General features: G+C 48.1%; 13 protein-coding genes. 12 read left to right on the forward strand and 1 reads right to left on the reverse strand.

The window, feature by feature from the left end; translation table 11 throughout:
- Window positions 1-98: 98 nt before the first annotated feature.
- From EVJ22_RS08010 to EVJ22_RS08065, 12 genes are all read left to right on the forward strand, one after another.
- Window positions 99-1,406 carry an Ig-like domain-containing protein gene (locus tag EVJ22_RS08010; RefSeq protein ID WP_131443650.1) on the forward strand — a complete coding sequence of 436 codons (1,308 nt, stop codon included), beginning with the start codon at window positions 99-101 and terminating at the stop codon, window positions 1,404-1,406.
- A gap of 177 nt (window positions 1,407-1,583) precedes the next feature.
- A complete protein-coding gene (locus EVJ22_RS08015) occupies window positions 1,584-4,238 on the forward strand; it encodes a S8 family peptidase (RefSeq protein WP_071398151.1) in 2,655 nt (884 codons plus the stop codon).
- Between the two features lie 804 nt (window positions 4,239-5,042).
- Window positions 5,043-7,793, forward strand: coding sequence for a beta strand repeat-containing protein (locus EVJ22_RS08020; RefSeq protein WP_131443651.1), 2,751 nt, complete (start codon window positions 5,043-5,045; stop codon window positions 7,791-7,793).
- Window positions 7,794-7,918: 125 nt separating this feature from the next.
- Complete coding sequence (locus tag EVJ22_RS08025; protein ID WP_131443652.1) at window positions 7,919-8,374, forward strand: JAB domain-containing protein; 456 nt, start codon at window positions 7,919-7,921, stop codon at window positions 8,372-8,374.
- Complete coding sequence (locus EVJ22_RS08030) at window positions 8,371-8,682, forward strand: hypothetical protein (RefSeq protein ID WP_131443653.1); 312 nt, start codon at window positions 8,371-8,373, stop codon at window positions 8,680-8,682. Before EVJ22_RS08025 ends, EVJ22_RS08030 begins: the two co-directional genes overlap by 4 nt.
- 1 nt (window position 8,683) lies before the next feature.
- Complete coding sequence (locus tag EVJ22_RS08035) at window positions 8,684-8,944, forward strand: hypothetical protein (RefSeq protein ID WP_131443654.1); 261 nt, start codon at window positions 8,684-8,686, stop codon at window positions 8,942-8,944.
- Window positions 8,945-9,263: 319 nt separating this feature from the next.
- Window positions 9,264-9,656 carry a site-specific integrase gene (locus EVJ22_RS08040; RefSeq protein WP_131443655.1) on the forward strand — a complete coding sequence of 131 codons (393 nt, stop codon included), beginning with the start codon at window positions 9,264-9,266 and terminating at the stop codon, window positions 9,654-9,656.
- Entirely contained in the window at window positions 9,653-9,946 is a 294-nt protein-coding gene (locus EVJ22_RS15705) for a tyrosine-type recombinase/integrase (protein ID WP_131443656.1), read from the forward strand. Before EVJ22_RS08040 ends, EVJ22_RS15705 begins: the two co-directional genes overlap by 4 nt.
- A gap of 148 nt (window positions 9,947-10,094) precedes the next feature.
- The gene (locus EVJ22_RS08050; protein WP_131443657.1) at window positions 10,095-11,537 is read left to right on the forward strand and encodes a P-loop ATPase, Sll1717 family; all 1,443 of its coding nucleotides are present in this window, start codon (window positions 10,095-10,097) and stop codon (window positions 11,535-11,537) included.
- 5 nt (window positions 11,538-11,542) lie between these two features.
- Window positions 11,543-11,851: a hypothetical protein gene (locus tag EVJ22_RS08055; RefSeq protein ID WP_071398141.1), complete on the forward strand. Its 309-nt coding sequence runs from the start codon at window positions 11,543-11,545 to the stop codon at window positions 11,849-11,851.
- Between the two features lie 308 nt (window positions 11,852-12,159).
- Window positions 12,160-12,384: a prealbumin-like fold domain-containing protein gene (locus EVJ22_RS08060; protein WP_158625510.1), complete on the forward strand. Its 225-nt coding sequence runs from the start codon at window positions 12,160-12,162 to the stop codon at window positions 12,382-12,384.
- Window positions 12,385-12,638: 254 nt separating this feature from the next.
- The gene (locus tag EVJ22_RS08065; RefSeq protein WP_483297340.1) at window positions 12,639-13,055 is read left to right on the forward strand and encodes a prealbumin-like fold domain-containing protein; all 417 of its coding nucleotides are present in this window, start codon (window positions 12,639-12,641) and stop codon (window positions 13,053-13,055) included.
- 49 nt (window positions 13,056-13,104) lie between these two features.
- Here the strand turns inward: EVJ22_RS08065 and EVJ22_RS08070 are convergent, their stop codons facing one another.
- Complete coding sequence (locus EVJ22_RS08070; protein ID WP_131443661.1) at window positions 13,105-15,186, reverse strand: heparinase II/III family protein; 2,082 nt, start codon at window positions 15,184-15,186, stop codon at window positions 13,105-13,107.
- Window positions 15,187-15,428: the final 242 nt, after the last annotated feature.

Raw genomic sequence — 15,428 nt, forward strand, 5'->3', positions numbered from 1 at the left:
ATACTAAAATTAGAAAAATATGTACCTCTTTTTAAAATAATCCAGTAAACTTAACTTGTTGGCTATCGACATACTTATTTTAGGAGGACTTATAAATTATGAAACAACCGAAACATTTAGCTCTTTTCCTTGCCGGGACGCTTGTCTTTGGCGGCTTCACACCTGCCTACGTCTCGGCTGCGACGACGGTCGACGTGACGGCACCTACGGCTCCGGTCGTGTCGGCACCGCTCCACACGTCGACGGAACTCGTCATCTCAGGTGAGGTCGGCGCGAAAGCCGAAATCATGATCAACAGCAAGACATACGTCCGGACTATTTTAGAGTCAGGTTCGGCGACGTTCAAGATGTCACCGCAATCGGTCGGCAAAGTCATCGACGTCCGTCTCGTCGACGCGAGCGGCAACGCGAGCGAAACGACGCGTGTCATCGTCGCCGAAGACGCATCGGCACGTCCGGCAGCACCGGTCGTCAAACCGGTCACGAACTCGTCACGCGTCATGACCGTACTCGGTGAGCCTGGACTCAGCCTCATCGTGACGGTCGGCGGCTCGACGTATTCAGGCAAGTTCGACGCGAACGGCACGTACCGTCGCACGCTCAGCCTCCAAAAAGTCGGAACACCGATCTCGGCTCAGGCGAAGTCGAATAAAGGCGCACTCAGTGACCTCGTCCAGACGAAAGTCGTGACGGACCGCTACGCACCGAAACCAGCCCGCGTCACGCAAGCGATCACGACGACGTCAGTCGGTGTCTCGGGTACGGCAGAAGCTTACGCGACGGCATTCGTCACAATCGGCACGAAGACGTACTCGGCTCCGGTCATGTCGACCGGCAAGTTCATCGTCAAGATCCCGAAACAGAAGATCGGCCAAAAGATGTCGCTCGTCATCCGTGACGGTGCCGGCAACAAGAGCACGCCGTCTGTTTTGACGGTCCAGCACGCGTTCTACAACAACTTCCACCGGGTCACGTCTGATGGGACGCGTTTGACGCTCCATAAGGAAGTCTTCTGGTCGGACGCGTCGACACGTTATAGCGAGACGTTCGCCCCGGTCTTCCTCGGGCACCCGTCGAAGTCGAACATGAACTTCCTGCTCAGCTACTACGCGGAAGACGGCGAGCCGATCGAGTTCGAAAAGCTTCGCATCCGCGTCGGTTCGGCGACATACACGCAAAACATCTCGTTCGATGACGTCGGCTATACCGAATATGAAGACGGCACGATTGAAGAGTCGTACTTCTTCAAGCCGAACGCAAAACTCGTCAGCTTCGTCAAACAGCACGTCCGTCCGGAAAACCGGATCGTCGTGACGGTCGAAGGTTACGAGTACGACCTCGAGTTCGCACTTGCGGGCGCCGAGAAGCGCGCCTTCATTCAATCACTTCAATACGCAGGATATTAACAAACGGCCGGTGGCGACACCGGTCTTTCTAATGGGAAAAAGCGAGATCTATTCACAAAATGGGTATATCGACACATTTCCGAAATCTTTTCGTAATATTTTTGAAACATATTCCGATAGTATACGTAGAAAGCACTGGCAGCATAGCCGACAGAAACCATGAAATGAGGGGAAAACATGAAACACACGTACTACCGCCTATTGGCCATCCTAACGATCTTTGCACTCGTCATCTCGCTCGTCCCACCGAGCGTCTCGGCCGATCAAGGAGCAGGCATGACCGAGGCGACATTACTTACACCGGGGGAAGCCGTCGAATTCACGACGGGTACCGACAAGGTGAACACGTACTGGTTCAAGATGGAGCGTCAAGCGACATCGATGACACATATGGAAGTCACGCTCGACGCAACGAAACTGACGAACATCTCGATCTACCCGAGCGCCGATATGGCCGCGAAAGATGAGACGTTCGACCGGTATCGCTCGAGCGCGACACAAGAAGAACAAAAACAGACAGCGAAAATCGCGTTCCCGTACGCATGGGAAGGACCTTACTACATCAAGGTCGAGTATATGCCGATGGAAATCATCGAAGACATCCCAGTCATGGACGGGGAAGAGGCACCAGAGTTTGATTTGTCACAGCTCGCTTCTGACATCAAGCTCGTCTACAACCCGGTCAAGCTACCGGTGAAGTATGAAGAGATGAGCGGTGACATGTGCGCCGTCGAATCGGTCTTACAGCCGGAAGCGGATCGCGATACTCTGCTCAAACTCATCCGCCGTGTTCAGACGGAAGTATTGAACACGTCCGAGCAAGGCCGTGAACTCGCATCGCTCTACTACCGGGCGTCACCGTATATCGTCAAGGCGGTCACGTTCGACAAGACGAAGCGCCAGGCGGCCTATGCTGACTTGGTAACGCTCCGTCCGCTTCTTTCGGCACTCGTCGATGGGAAGAGCTATACGCTCACGAACGGGGATGCTGCGGCGATCAATCGCATGCACGCCCTCGTCAAATCGAGCGTACCGGGCGTACTCGCTGCGGATATCGAGGCGATTGCCGGTAAGATTGGGATGAATGGTCTCGCTGGGACACCGCTAAGTGATGTGTTCGGTAAAGTCGGTGTGACGGTGAAAACCGTCGACGCGCCACGCTACATCATCAAATACAAATCATCACCGACGAAGTCGATCGGTAAGATGAACGCGTTGCAAGACGTCTCGGCCGAGCGGCTCGACATCGGGCGACCGGGCGACCACTTCGCTCTCGTCGACGTCGAGACGGCGAGCTCGAAAATGCAGGCGACGGCGAAGTCGACGTTGTCGGCCGACCCGAACGTCGAATACATCGAGCCGGTCCAGTCGTATGAAGCGTTCGCGACCGACGCGAGCTTCGACTACCAATGGTCGATCAACCAGAGCTCTCTCCTGAAGCCGTTCGCCAACTCTGGCTTCGGACTTGACCGTTATGAGGCGCTGAAGCTCCCGTCACGGGCTATCAAAGTCGCCGTCCTCGATACGGGCGTCGACTATCGTCTGCTCGACTTGAAAGGGAAAGTCGATATTCAAAACGAGAAAAACTTCGTCGACCCGAACGGGGAAGGCGATGCGATCGATGACCACGGGCACGGCACGCACGTCGCCGGCGTCATCGGGGCGGCTCGTGACAACGGCGTCTCGATGCGCGGCATCATGCCGAACGTATCGATCCTGCCGGTGAAAGTGCTCGACGCGGGCGGTTCGGGTGAGACCGACCACATCGCGCTTGGCATCAAGTATGCGGTCGATGCCGGGGCCAAAGTCATCAACTTGAGTCTCGGTGGCGGCGAGAGCCGAACGATGGGCTACATGTTGAAGTATGCGTATGACCGTGGGGTCGTCGTCGTCGCGGCGACAGGCAACGACGGCGATTCGTCTGTCTCGTACCCGGGCTCGTCAAAATATACGATCTCGGTCGGGGCGACGAACACGTTCGGCCTCGTCTCAGACTACTCGAACTTCGGTCTCGGACTCGACGTCGTCGCACCGGGATCGAAAGTCGCAAGTCTTGTCCCGGACGGCAACGTCGTCTACATGGACGGCACGAGCATGGCGACACCGCACGTCGCGGCCGTCGTCGCACTCCTCAAGTCGCAGCACCCGGACTTGACCGTCGAACAAGTGCGTTCACTCTTGCAACGGACGGCGGACTCGATCGCCTTCTCTGGTGGTGACGCAGCAGAGACAGACGAGGAAGGCTACTCTGATATCGACTTTGAAGAATACGGTTTGAATCTTCCGAAGTATTATGACATCGTCAGCGGGTACGGGAAAGTGAACGTCCACCGCGCCGAGTCGATGCTTAAAATTAACGCGAACAATGCGAAAGCGACCGACAACGCTGCCGTCTTCAACGTGAAGGCGAAGTCGGGCACGATCGTCAAAGTGTATAACGATACGAAGCTAATCGGCAAAGGCACGGCCAAACAGGCGACAGCGGCCTTCAAGCTGAGTCCGCAAAAGGCAGGGACGGTGCTCCGTGTCGTCTATGAGAACGGTAACCTCGCCACTGGGGAACGCATCGTCGTCAGCGCAGGCAAGCGTCCAGGCCAACCGGTCGTGACGCGTCCTGTGAACGGGGCGAAGGCCGTGAGCGGGAAAGCGGAAGCGGGGATGACCGTCATCGTCCGCAATGCGAAGTATCAACTCCTCGGTAAGACAACGATCGGTGTTGACGGCAAGTTCACCGTCAAGACGCGCGCTTTGAAGCGCGGCGAGAAAATCGTAGTCCACGTCGTCGATACGAAAAATCGTGCTGGTAAGATGGCACAGTTGACAGTACGTTAATGAATGAGACAGGCGCATCCGGAGTTCCGGGTGCGCCTGTCGTGCGTTTTAAAGGACAAAACGTCGACTTCCTTCCATATAGATAGCAAATAAGCCAGCCATGTCGAGTGGTCGACTTTAACGTGAGCGCCTGGCGTGATTGTGGCGCGTGATGGTTTAGGTAGAAAGACCTTTTGGCTTCGAGCACTGGGGAAGAGGTCATAGATGTGTCTAGATACATCGCAGGAGGGTCACCATTTCAGAATTGAAGGACTGAACAAGCGACACAATGGATAACGAAGGACAATATGGATAATTGTGGTTTTAATAAAGAGGTCAATGTTTTTCGAGTTGGGAATAAAAAAGTTAAAAGATGTATGTTTAAAATCGATATTGTTAAATAAAACAAATAGTAATTAAATGGTAAAATAATGAGGTTAACCTCCAAAAACTCTAAAAAAGGCTTGAAATCAACAAAATACGACGTCTTTCGACATTTACAAAAAAGGGTAATTGAAAAATGAATTAAACTAAAATCTCCAAAATTCAAAAACGTTACCATTTTTGCGAAAAAAAACGCTTGTGTCGTTTGGAAGTGTTATGTATATTATGGATGTAAGGTTTTCCAAGAACAGTCTTGGTAAATTGTTCAAGATTCATTTCTTGAAAAAGCTTCTACCGGGGGAGAACGCTCGGTCTTTGGAAGGGTCAGTTACATAAACATTAGTACTTTATTCTCTCGTTATGGATACTCGACACGGCACGGAGATCAGCTGGCAAGGACGGTAGAAAAACCTATCTACCTTAAGGGAGGATTTACATCAGATGGCTAAAAAGAAACAATTCGTTACAGCGGCGGCAGCGTTCGCAGTAGCAGCATCAGCAGTAGCGCCTGCAATCACAGCAGACGCAGCAACACAAACGGTACGTCTTTCTTCAGACTACGTACGCTCAGGTAACCTTGACGCGACACTCGACAAGGAATACAAAGGCAGCGAGATCCACTGGTACAAATCTTCAGTCGACATGAACAAACTCGGCGTCTTCCAAACTGCTAAAGGCTTTGTAAAAGGCAAAGGCATTAAAGTTGAGAAGAGCGTTCGCGTCTTGAACTTCGCACAAGACATCCAACCTTCTGAAGAAATCGTTCTTGAGCAAGGTGTTCCTGCTTCTGGTCTTCGCATCCAACCGGTCCTCTTCGCAGACGGCAACCTCTACAACAAACCTGTATCGGTTTCAGGCTTCGAAACAGACAAAGTTGGCGAATTCGAAGGACGTTTCACATACGCAAACAAAGCGTACGGATCAGTTACTAAAACTGTTAAGTACAAAGTTGTTGCAACTAAAGTAGAACTTACTGAAGTGAAGAGCGAAGTTATGGACGACGTTCTCTCAGTAACTGCTGACGTTAAAAACCTCAAAGATGGCGAGAAAGTTGAACTCGTAATCTATGCAGGTCGCGACATGAATGCTGCACTTCCTGCAGTCGAAGCTGAAGTCAAAGACGGCAAGCTCACTGTTAAATCTGGTAAACTTCCAGCAGGTAACCACTCATTCATCCTTCGTTCTGGCGAAGTGAAGACTGAAGTTATGAACTTCGTTGTTGAAGCACCAATGGTTAAAGAAGTTAAGGCGATTAACGCTAAAGAAGTAGTTGTAACTTTCAACAAGCCTGTTAACAAAGAAACTGTGTTCTCTAACGTATCAACAGGAACTATTGCTACGGGCGCTGTAACTGTATCTCGTACAACAGCATCTACTACTGCGAACGAAAATGTCACTTCTGTAACTGGTAAGTTAAGTGAAGATGGTAAATCGTTAACTCTCACAGCTGCTTCAGCAACATACTTCAATGGAACATATGCATTGACTGTAGCTGATTCAGTCAAGACTACTGAAGGTAAATCATTTGCAGCATTCGCTGGTACACTTTCTGTTTCAGACGCTGTATCACCTTCTGTAAACGAAGTAACTTACGATACAATTACTAACGAAGTTGTAGTCACTTTGTCTGAACCAGTGGTTTCAGTTCCTGATGTTATCCGACTTAACGGTAACCCGGTTTCTGGTGTTACTTTTGTAACAGGATCTAATAACAAACAGGTTAAGTTCACAAAACCTTCTTCAATCGCTTCTGGAACAACTGCAAGTGTTTATGTGGCAGGTGCTACAGATGCGAACGGAAACATTTTGACTGCATTCAATGGTAATGTGACTTTCACAAATGACGCATCGTCATTAGCTGTAGCTTCTATTACACAGGTAAGTTCAAATGTTGCTAAAGTTGTATTCAACAAATCACTTGCATCTAACGACTCTACTATTGACAGTGCTCTCAATGTAATTAAAGATGGAGCAGTCCTTAATGGAGCAGATGTTGTGGCTGCACTCGATACATCTGATTCAAGTAACAAGACAGTTCTTATAACTATCGCTGGAACAGCTCCAGATTACTTCTACGGAACTTCTTCATCAAAAGCGTTGACATTTGTTTTTGCTAACAATGTGATCACTGATGTGTTTGGTAAAACGTTAGCAGCTACTACACAAAATGTAACAATGAATAAAGACGTAGCAGGTCCTACGTTTGTTTCTTCGAAGATTGCATCTGACAATGCTAAGATTGAAGTTGAATTGAGTGAAGAAATTTCTTCTTCAGTTGATGCTACGAAGATTACAGTTCGTAAAGATGGCGTTGCGTTGCAGAATGCTGTTACTGCTGTCAAAAAATCTGGAGCAGGTAATGAGAAAGTATTAGTAATTTCTTTGAACCCAGCTGATCTCGATGCTAATGGAAAGCTTGTTGCAGGAACATACTCTATTCGCCTAGATGAAGGTGCTGTTGTTGATGTTAACCTAAACAAAAATGCATTAATTACATCTAGTGTAACTAAAACAGCTTCTACATCTGACTTAACTGCATCTGTAACTAACCAAGGAGCTACTGCGAACGTATTTGAAGTAGCTTACAATGAAGATGTTACAACTGCTTCGGCATTAAATGTAGCTAATTATAAGCTTGATGGTGCTGCATTACCTGCTGGTACAGATATTTACTTTAAAGGTGGAGCTGCTAACCGCACTGTAGTAATCGCGTTACCTGAAAACTCGATTAACATCGGTTCGACTGCTACTCCTGCTAATGCTCGACTTGCAGTTTCTGGAGTACAGACTGGAAGCGGCAAAACTGTAGTTGCTACTAGTGGAACAGTTCTTGTAAAAGATAACACTGCTGCACTCTTGACATCAGCTCAAAAGCTTGGCAACACATTGGTTCTTACGTTCAATGAAAACTTAGGTACTTCAGCAAACGACACTGCAATTGCAGATGTTCTCGCGAACTATGAAATTACATCTGGTTCAAACACTGTTGTTGCTGGTTCTGGTGGTGGGGCGGCTAATGCTTCATTGGTTGCAGGATCTAACAACAAAGTTCAAATCACATTCTCTAATGTTACTGGAACTAACTATAATGCTTCAGAAACGATTACAATCAAAACTACGTCTACTGGTGGCGACGTTACAGATGCTAACGGCGTTCACGTTAAAGGCGGCGTAACGGTTACAGCTAACTAATTTTTAGTTAGATAATCACTCCCTTTTGAGGGAGTGATTTTTATTTTCAAATATATATTATTCCTCTGATACACCCTGACCATCGCGGCTCAGGGTGCTTTTTTATGTCCAAAGGAGGAGAAACGATGAAACCGAATCAATCAGCAAAGCGTGTCGACATCGTTAGCATCAAATTAGTCAAAGAAGGGAGCGTCCGCTATAAGGGCCGAACCATCCACCGACCGGATGACGGCTATACGCTCATGAAAGAATTTTTGGATGGGCTCGACCGGGAGCATTTCCTCGTCGTCAGTCTCGACACGAAGAACCAGCCGGTCTCCGTCAACGTGTGCCATATTGGGAGCCTGAATGCGAGCCTCGTCCATCCGAGAGAGGTGTTGAAGGTCGCGATTTTATCGAACGCGGCCGCCGTGATGGTGGGACACAACCACCCGAGTGGGAACACGGAACCGTCACGGGAAGACATCGAGGTAACGAAACGTCTGAAAGAGGCGTGTGAGCTTATGGGCATCCATCTGCTCGACCATCTGATCATCGGCGATGAGACATATCGTTCACTCCGGGAGGGTGGTCATCTATGAACCCATCGGAAGAAGTACGAGACTGGTTATTCGAAGCGATACAAGCATCAGGAAAACGACAGATAGCAGACACATGGTCGATGGAGGCGTTCACGCTTTACCTCGACGAGGTCGACGAGATGTATGTTCCCTTGTCACTTCGAGAAGGGTTACCCGAGCGACTATTGTTCGAGACGCACATCGTGACGGATGAAGTTGGAGAAGAGTGGACTGGATTCGTCGGAAGACGGGTCTCGGATAAACAAGTTGTCTTACGTGTGTTGATGTGCGGCGAAAAGAAGCTACTGGCGAAACGAGAGGAGGGATGACATGACGACATTTCATCGATTGATCATCGACGGGGAGACGTACTATCGAGAGGTGAACGAGGCGGCAGACACCTATCACGGCGAGCTACTCGAACAGGAGGAGGTGATCGAGATACTGCTTGCCGAACACGTCTCACAAGAAATCGATGTGGACGGGGAGAAAGTGCGACGCTACATCGAATCAATCCAGACACCGCTATACCGACAGGTGGCCCGTGACTATCTTGACCATCTCGAGCGCATGGTCGAATCCTACAACTGAGCTCACGAAAAAAGTGTTACAGGACGACCAAAAACTCACGACAGAAGTCATCGGAAAATGAGCTCTTCTGTAAACATGATGAGCCCGAAGGGAACTGGATGCGTTCTCACCATGACAACTCACGACAGAACAATAGAACTGTCGTCAGTGGGAAAGGGGGTGAGGCGTCGATGTGGGAACGTATCTTGGTCCCGGTGCTCGTCACGGTCATCACGGAGTTGGCAAAAGAGGCGGTCGAGGGTGACTGGGCGAAACGCTTTAAATGACGATATGGACGCGGGGCTTTCGTGCCCCTCCGTCCGTGAAAGGAGGGTATCAGATGATCGAGAACTTCATGGTATGGCTTATCAATCGAAGTTTGGCCGAGATGGCGATTGAATCATACACAAGGGACGTAAGGGGATACTCTCGATTTGTGAAGGGGAAAACACGCAATGAAGCACAAGCTCATGAGCTCACACGCTTCCACTTTCTCCGCTATCGAGACGCGCTCGTCGTGGAACCAAGTACGGTCGTCACGATCAACAAGAAAATCAACAGACTGAAAGTGTACAACGACTACCTGAACGAGAAGGGAATTGTCGAGGAGGTGTGTATCGACTTGAAACGTGATCGGATAAGACTGGCATCGGGAAGTGACCATCAAGTGACGGCACTCAGCGAGAGAGAAGTCGAGCGTCTCCTTTTTTCTTTGAAGACACCAAAAAAATGAGCACACGGAACAAGCTGGCCATCTACCTGCTGCTCTATACGGGAGTCCGTGTGACGGAATTAGTCAATATCCGTCTGAGCGATATCGACGGCTTGACCCAAGCCTTGATTGTGCGTAGGAAAAGCAACTCACTGCGGAAAAGCTATAATCCATGTGACAGAAAAAAACTGAAGAGAGAGTTACAGATACAATGTTCCTCTTACAATATGACGAGTATTGTCGAACGATTTATCGCTAAAATTAAGAAACAAATTTTCTTATATATGAAAATTGATTGTTCGGTCTATTAGTGTTTCGTTACAATTAGTTATGTGATTTTATTTAAAGGAGAATCAGAAAGACAGTAATAACTATAGTAATCTCAGGATTTAAAACATAATGACGAATTTCAAATGATTTTTTAATATTTAGTAACAAAAAAATGTGGAGGGAAGTTTAATGTATAAATTAGATGATATGTTTATTGGTTACAATGATGGTAAAAAAGAAGCGAGCAGGAGAAAAAACTTCGAACAATATTATTTTGATAATAACAATACTGCAGAAAAACTTGTTAAATCAGAAAAGTTTTTATTACTGGGTAAAAAAGGGACCGGTAAATCAATACTTGCAGAGTATATAAAAAAAAAATCAGACTCAAATCCGAAGTGGTTTTGTACATTATCTTCTTACAAAGAATTTAATTTTCATGAATTAATACATCTTAAAACAAATTCTATAAAACCTAATGAATACATAGCAATTTGGGAATGGATTGTATTACTAGAAATTGCTCAACAGTGTGTTGCTGATCAAACAATGGATAATATTCACAAAGATAAACTCTCTGATTTTTTAGATAAAAACTTCAATGGTTTAAAGCTAGACATGAATAAAGTTATTGAGCTAACAAAGAAAAAAGGTATTGACGCTGGCGTGTTAAGTCTAATTAGATTAAACGCAAATAATAGTTCTGATACAAAAAGCGTTTCTGGTACTTATGTGGAGTATATTGAAGATTTAAAAGAAAATATTATACTAGCATTAAAAGAATCAGAGAATAGGTATACAGTGATTTTTGATGAACTCGATGATAAATTCAGAAATGATGATATTTATAAATCAAATATCACCAGTCTCATTAAAATCACTGATAAATTAAACGATATTTTCTTTAGTGAAGATATTAAAGTTAAAGTGATATTGTTGCTTAGGACTGATATTTTTTATATATTAAATGATCCTGACTTAAATAAAATTGAACAAGATGGTGCCTTAAAGCTTGAGTGGGGAAATACAATTAGATCTAATTCTCCTCTATTCGGAATGATTTTAAACAAAATTCAAAAATCTGTTCCTGAATTTGAAAATGAATCTCATGATTCTTTATTTTTGAAATTATTCCCTCAGAATATAAATAATAGAAAACCTAATGAATTTATACTTGGGCGCACTTACTTCCGGCCGAGGGATCTTGTAACGTATTTAAATTTGATCATAGAAGCATATCCAGACACAGCGTATTTTGGTTATAAAGGCTTTTTAGAAATGGAAAAAAGTTACTCTTCATACTTGTACAAGGAAATTAGAAATGAATTGTGTGGGCATATCTCTGATCAAAAAATTGATGATTCATTCTTGCTATTGAAACAATTTAAAAAAAATGAATTTACGTATACAGAAATTAAAAGGTATTTTGATAGTAAAAATGAAAGCTTTAAGAGTATTGAACTTGAGGAAACATTACGGTACTTTTTTGATTTTGGAGTACTAGGAAACAAGCAATATAATACACACAAGGAAAAAAATTTCTTTTCATGGGCGTATAGAGAAAATATTAAAATTGATTTTGACAAAACCTTTGTTGTTCATCTAGGTTTAAGAAAAGAACTTTCAGTTTAGTCGAAGTGAACGTGACGGCCGCCGTCGGACGAGGTGTAGAGTTAACGAAATCTTCAACAGACTACGATGATGTGACTCAGACACTCACATGGGAATCGGACATCAACTATCGTCAACGGAGCTTGACATCGCTCGAAGTCAAAGACAGATTTACAAACACACATGAATTAGTCGACGTCGAATTACAGAAATCGAACTCGATGCGGATGGGAAGAGAGCAATCGTACACTCGTACCGGTACCGGTCACCCTGTACTCACCCTCGGGGATGGCGTGAACGGGTTCGTGTTGACGCTTCCGAAGAACGAAACATGATACCGACTGGTGTGTCAGACAAAAGTACTCGACCGGGCAATCAAAAATCAATTGAGTCATCGCTTACTGTCTCGGAAATGACACGTGGTAGTGGAACCCAACAATATTCGGTCAGTACAACACCGACTCCAGAGAGGGATTATACGGTGGAAATTGAAGATTTTGATCTTGGCAGCTATCGTTTAGTTGAGATGTAAGCTCCGGACGGCTACGTCTTACCAAAAGAAGTAGTCACGTTCGAAATCAAACTCTAAAGCCCAGTGCTTCAAATATGAGACATTTCGAACGAGACGGTGAAACAAGTCAAGTTGACGAAACTCGAGGAGGATACGATGAGCGGTCTGAAAGGCGCGGTTTTCCAATTATTGAATGAACAGAATGAAGTCGTACGCGACAACGTGACGACAGGGGACGATGGAACGATTGCAGTCGAGTGTATCCCGATTGGTACGCATACGTTCGTTGAAAAGACGGCACCTGCCGGCTACATTCTTGATACGACGCGTCATACATTCACGATTAAATATGGCTGAGATACGGTGGGGCAAGTCAATATCGAATCGTAAACGAACGACAAAAATCGATCTACTTGATCGAAACGGATGTTGTGATGGGACTCGTTTCTGGTGATTATGCGTTGCGTTAGTCGAGACGAAAGCGCGGGCTATATGTTAGATTCGTCACTACACACCTTTACAATCAAGACCGGAACGAATGAAGTGGTGACGACCTCGTCACAGACGAGGATGGACGCATTGAAGTGACCGGACTCACGCTATGTGAGGATATGTTCACCGAAGTGGCTCCCCCGAACGGTTATCAGCTAGATGCAAGAGTGCATAAAGTTCGCTTTGACGTCAATCAACGTGAAGCAACCGTGACTGGTCTCGTCAGCAGCCCGTATACACTCGTTGAGACGAAAGCGCCAACTGAGTATTTGCTTGACGAGACACCGTGGACGATTCGCTTCAAAGCAGGTGGAGACGTATCGGTGCGACTCACTGTCGAGAAGACCTGGACCTGGACTTCGAGTTTGGAGATGGCGATATCCCGGTTGGCTCTGGTACGCCAGACAAACCGACCTCGACACTCGACCGCCTCCCGTTCACGGGAAGCGCGACGTCGAACGGTCTCTTGGATCGGATTGCTATTTGCTAGTTTAGGCATTTGGCTCATCCGGTCTGGAAAAAGAAAAACTGTCTAAACGAAAAAGCTGACACTGCGTCTCAATCGCGGTGTCAGCTTTTTCGTGTTCACATCGGTACGATGATTTGTTTCGTCTGTTTGTTCGAGAGCGTATACGTCACGACGTAGTTCGTACCGATTGCTTTGACGCTCGTCTTCGTGATGGTCGTCTTCGACTGATCGAGCCGGATGAGCGTCACGTAGCGGACGTCTTTCCCCGTATTGTACGAGATGACTTGCGCCCGCGGTTTCCACTCGTAGTCACGGACGGCGACGAAACTCGTGCTCGTCCGCATCGACGTGCCGTTCAAATTCAGCTGCATGAGCTGCACCGTGCGACCGTTCGTATCCCCATACAAGACGTTTTGGGTCGCAATCGAGCTCTTCAGCAGTTTCAATCCTTCGGCGAGATGGAACCGTTGGACGTATTTCGCTGACGCAGGTCCCGTGATTTTATCATAGACGACGAGCGTCTGTGCCTTGTCATAGACGAGCGTGCGGCGGTGGGTCGCGCCTTTGCCGATCAGCTTGCTTTCACCGATGGCGAGGCTCGTCGGTCCGGTGTTCTTCACCGTGACGATCCGGCTCTTACCGCGCATAGCGGCGCTCAGATCGAGGTTCTCGCCGTCCCGGTGCACCGTGTTGTGGGCGTCGACGCCGAAGACGCGCTGGCGCTCGGGCCGGTTCGTATAGCCGTAGCGGCCCGTCTCGATGATGAAGTCGCGGCCGAGGCCGTATACGTCGATCGTCAAGTCGTCGGCGTGCTTATGGGCGCTCGAGTAGTAGCCGGCCGTCATCATGACTTGCGTTGCCTGGGTGAAGGCGCGCGGCGGGGCCGACCAATACTCGCGCATGAAGCTGTACTGCGTGCCGATCCGTTTCAAGACGTGCGGCGGCTTGACGCCTTCCGTCCCGCGCGTGAGCGCATAGGCGAGCTCCGGGTAGTCGTCCGTGTCCGGGATGATGCCTTTCGTCCGGATGGCGCCCGACGTGTCGCCGAAGATCGGGAGCGTGCTGTTCGGTTTCAGCATATACGTCAGCTGCTTCGGCATGTCCTCCATGTTGGCCATGCTCGGTGGGAGGACGAACCGGTTCGCCTCGGCCCAGTCAAGGAAGCGGGCGAACGTGTGATACATGTACGACTGATAGCCCGGCGAGTGCTCGAGATGGACGGCGTCCTTCGAGATGCTGTGGGTGATTTGTTTTTGCAGGCGCGTATTGGCGAGCGTCTGCCAAGCACCGCTCTTGTCGAACTCCGGGAACGTCTGGGCGATGGCGGTCAGCGCCATGTCCTGGAAGATGCCGTGGTTATGATACGTCTTATAAAAACTCGGTGTCGCCAGCAGCGTCCCGTGTTCATGGAACGTCTTCAACATGAGGCCGGTAAAGTTCGGGTCCTTGTGGAGCGACGTCTTCTTGTACACGTCCCAGAAGTTCAACAGATGGAACGTCCGAATCGACGTGCCGTGGTCGTTGTACGGCCAGCGCATCTGTTTATAGTTCGCGACCGGGTGGGCTTTCGTCCAGCTCTTGATGACGCGCTCTCCGTACTTCAAGTAGGCGAGGTCGCCTGTATCGTTATACGCCTGCGTCAACTGGTTGAGCACGGTCAAATAGTGGATCTGGAACGGGTACGAGTTGCTTTCAGACGCCGGGACGCTCCAGTTGAACGTGTCAACGTTTTTCACCGTCAGACGGAACGGTGCCGTCTGGATGTACCAGTCGCCACGGAGCGCCCGGTCAGCGTACTGTTTCGCCCGCTCGGGACTAACCGCTTCGTACTCGTATGGGACGTGCAGCTTCGTCGCTGTCACATAGTCGTGGGCGAGCTGGCGCGTCGTCGTCGAATTCATGCTCATGCCGGACAACGGTGCGGCGAGAAGGAGCTTCGACTCGCTTTTCTTGATCATGATCTGTTTCGACCCGTCGACGGCGATGTAATACCAGCCCGACGGACGGACGACTTTATACCGCTTCGTCACGGGGTAGGCGGTCACGGGCGTGATGCGGTTGTTCTTCATTTCATAGACGGTCGCGTTCGGGACGGACCTGATATGGAACGGGGTCGTCGAAGACGCTTCTGCGGGGTGTGCAGGGACCGTAGTCACGACGGTAGCGCTCATAACGACGAGTGCGATTAATTTTTTCATATGATCCCTCGATGGTAGAAGATTTTGATTGACTTGTTTTTTAACTTTACCATAAAAGGAATCGATTCCCTTAAACTTGCAAAACATGAAATAAAAGAGGTCCACCCCTCTAGAATGAACTGAGCCCCGTAAAATGGACAGTTTAATAAAAAGCCCGTATGTCCTATGCGGCGATTAGATGGCCCCGATATTGTTCCGGGGTCATCTTTTTTAGGTTCCACTGACCGCGTTCGCAGTTGTAA

The organism is Exiguobacterium sp. SH0S7 (assembly GCF_004337195.1).
Taxonomy (GTDB): Bacteria; Bacillota; Bacilli; order Exiguobacteriales; family Exiguobacteriaceae; genus Exiguobacterium; species Exiguobacterium aurantiacum_A.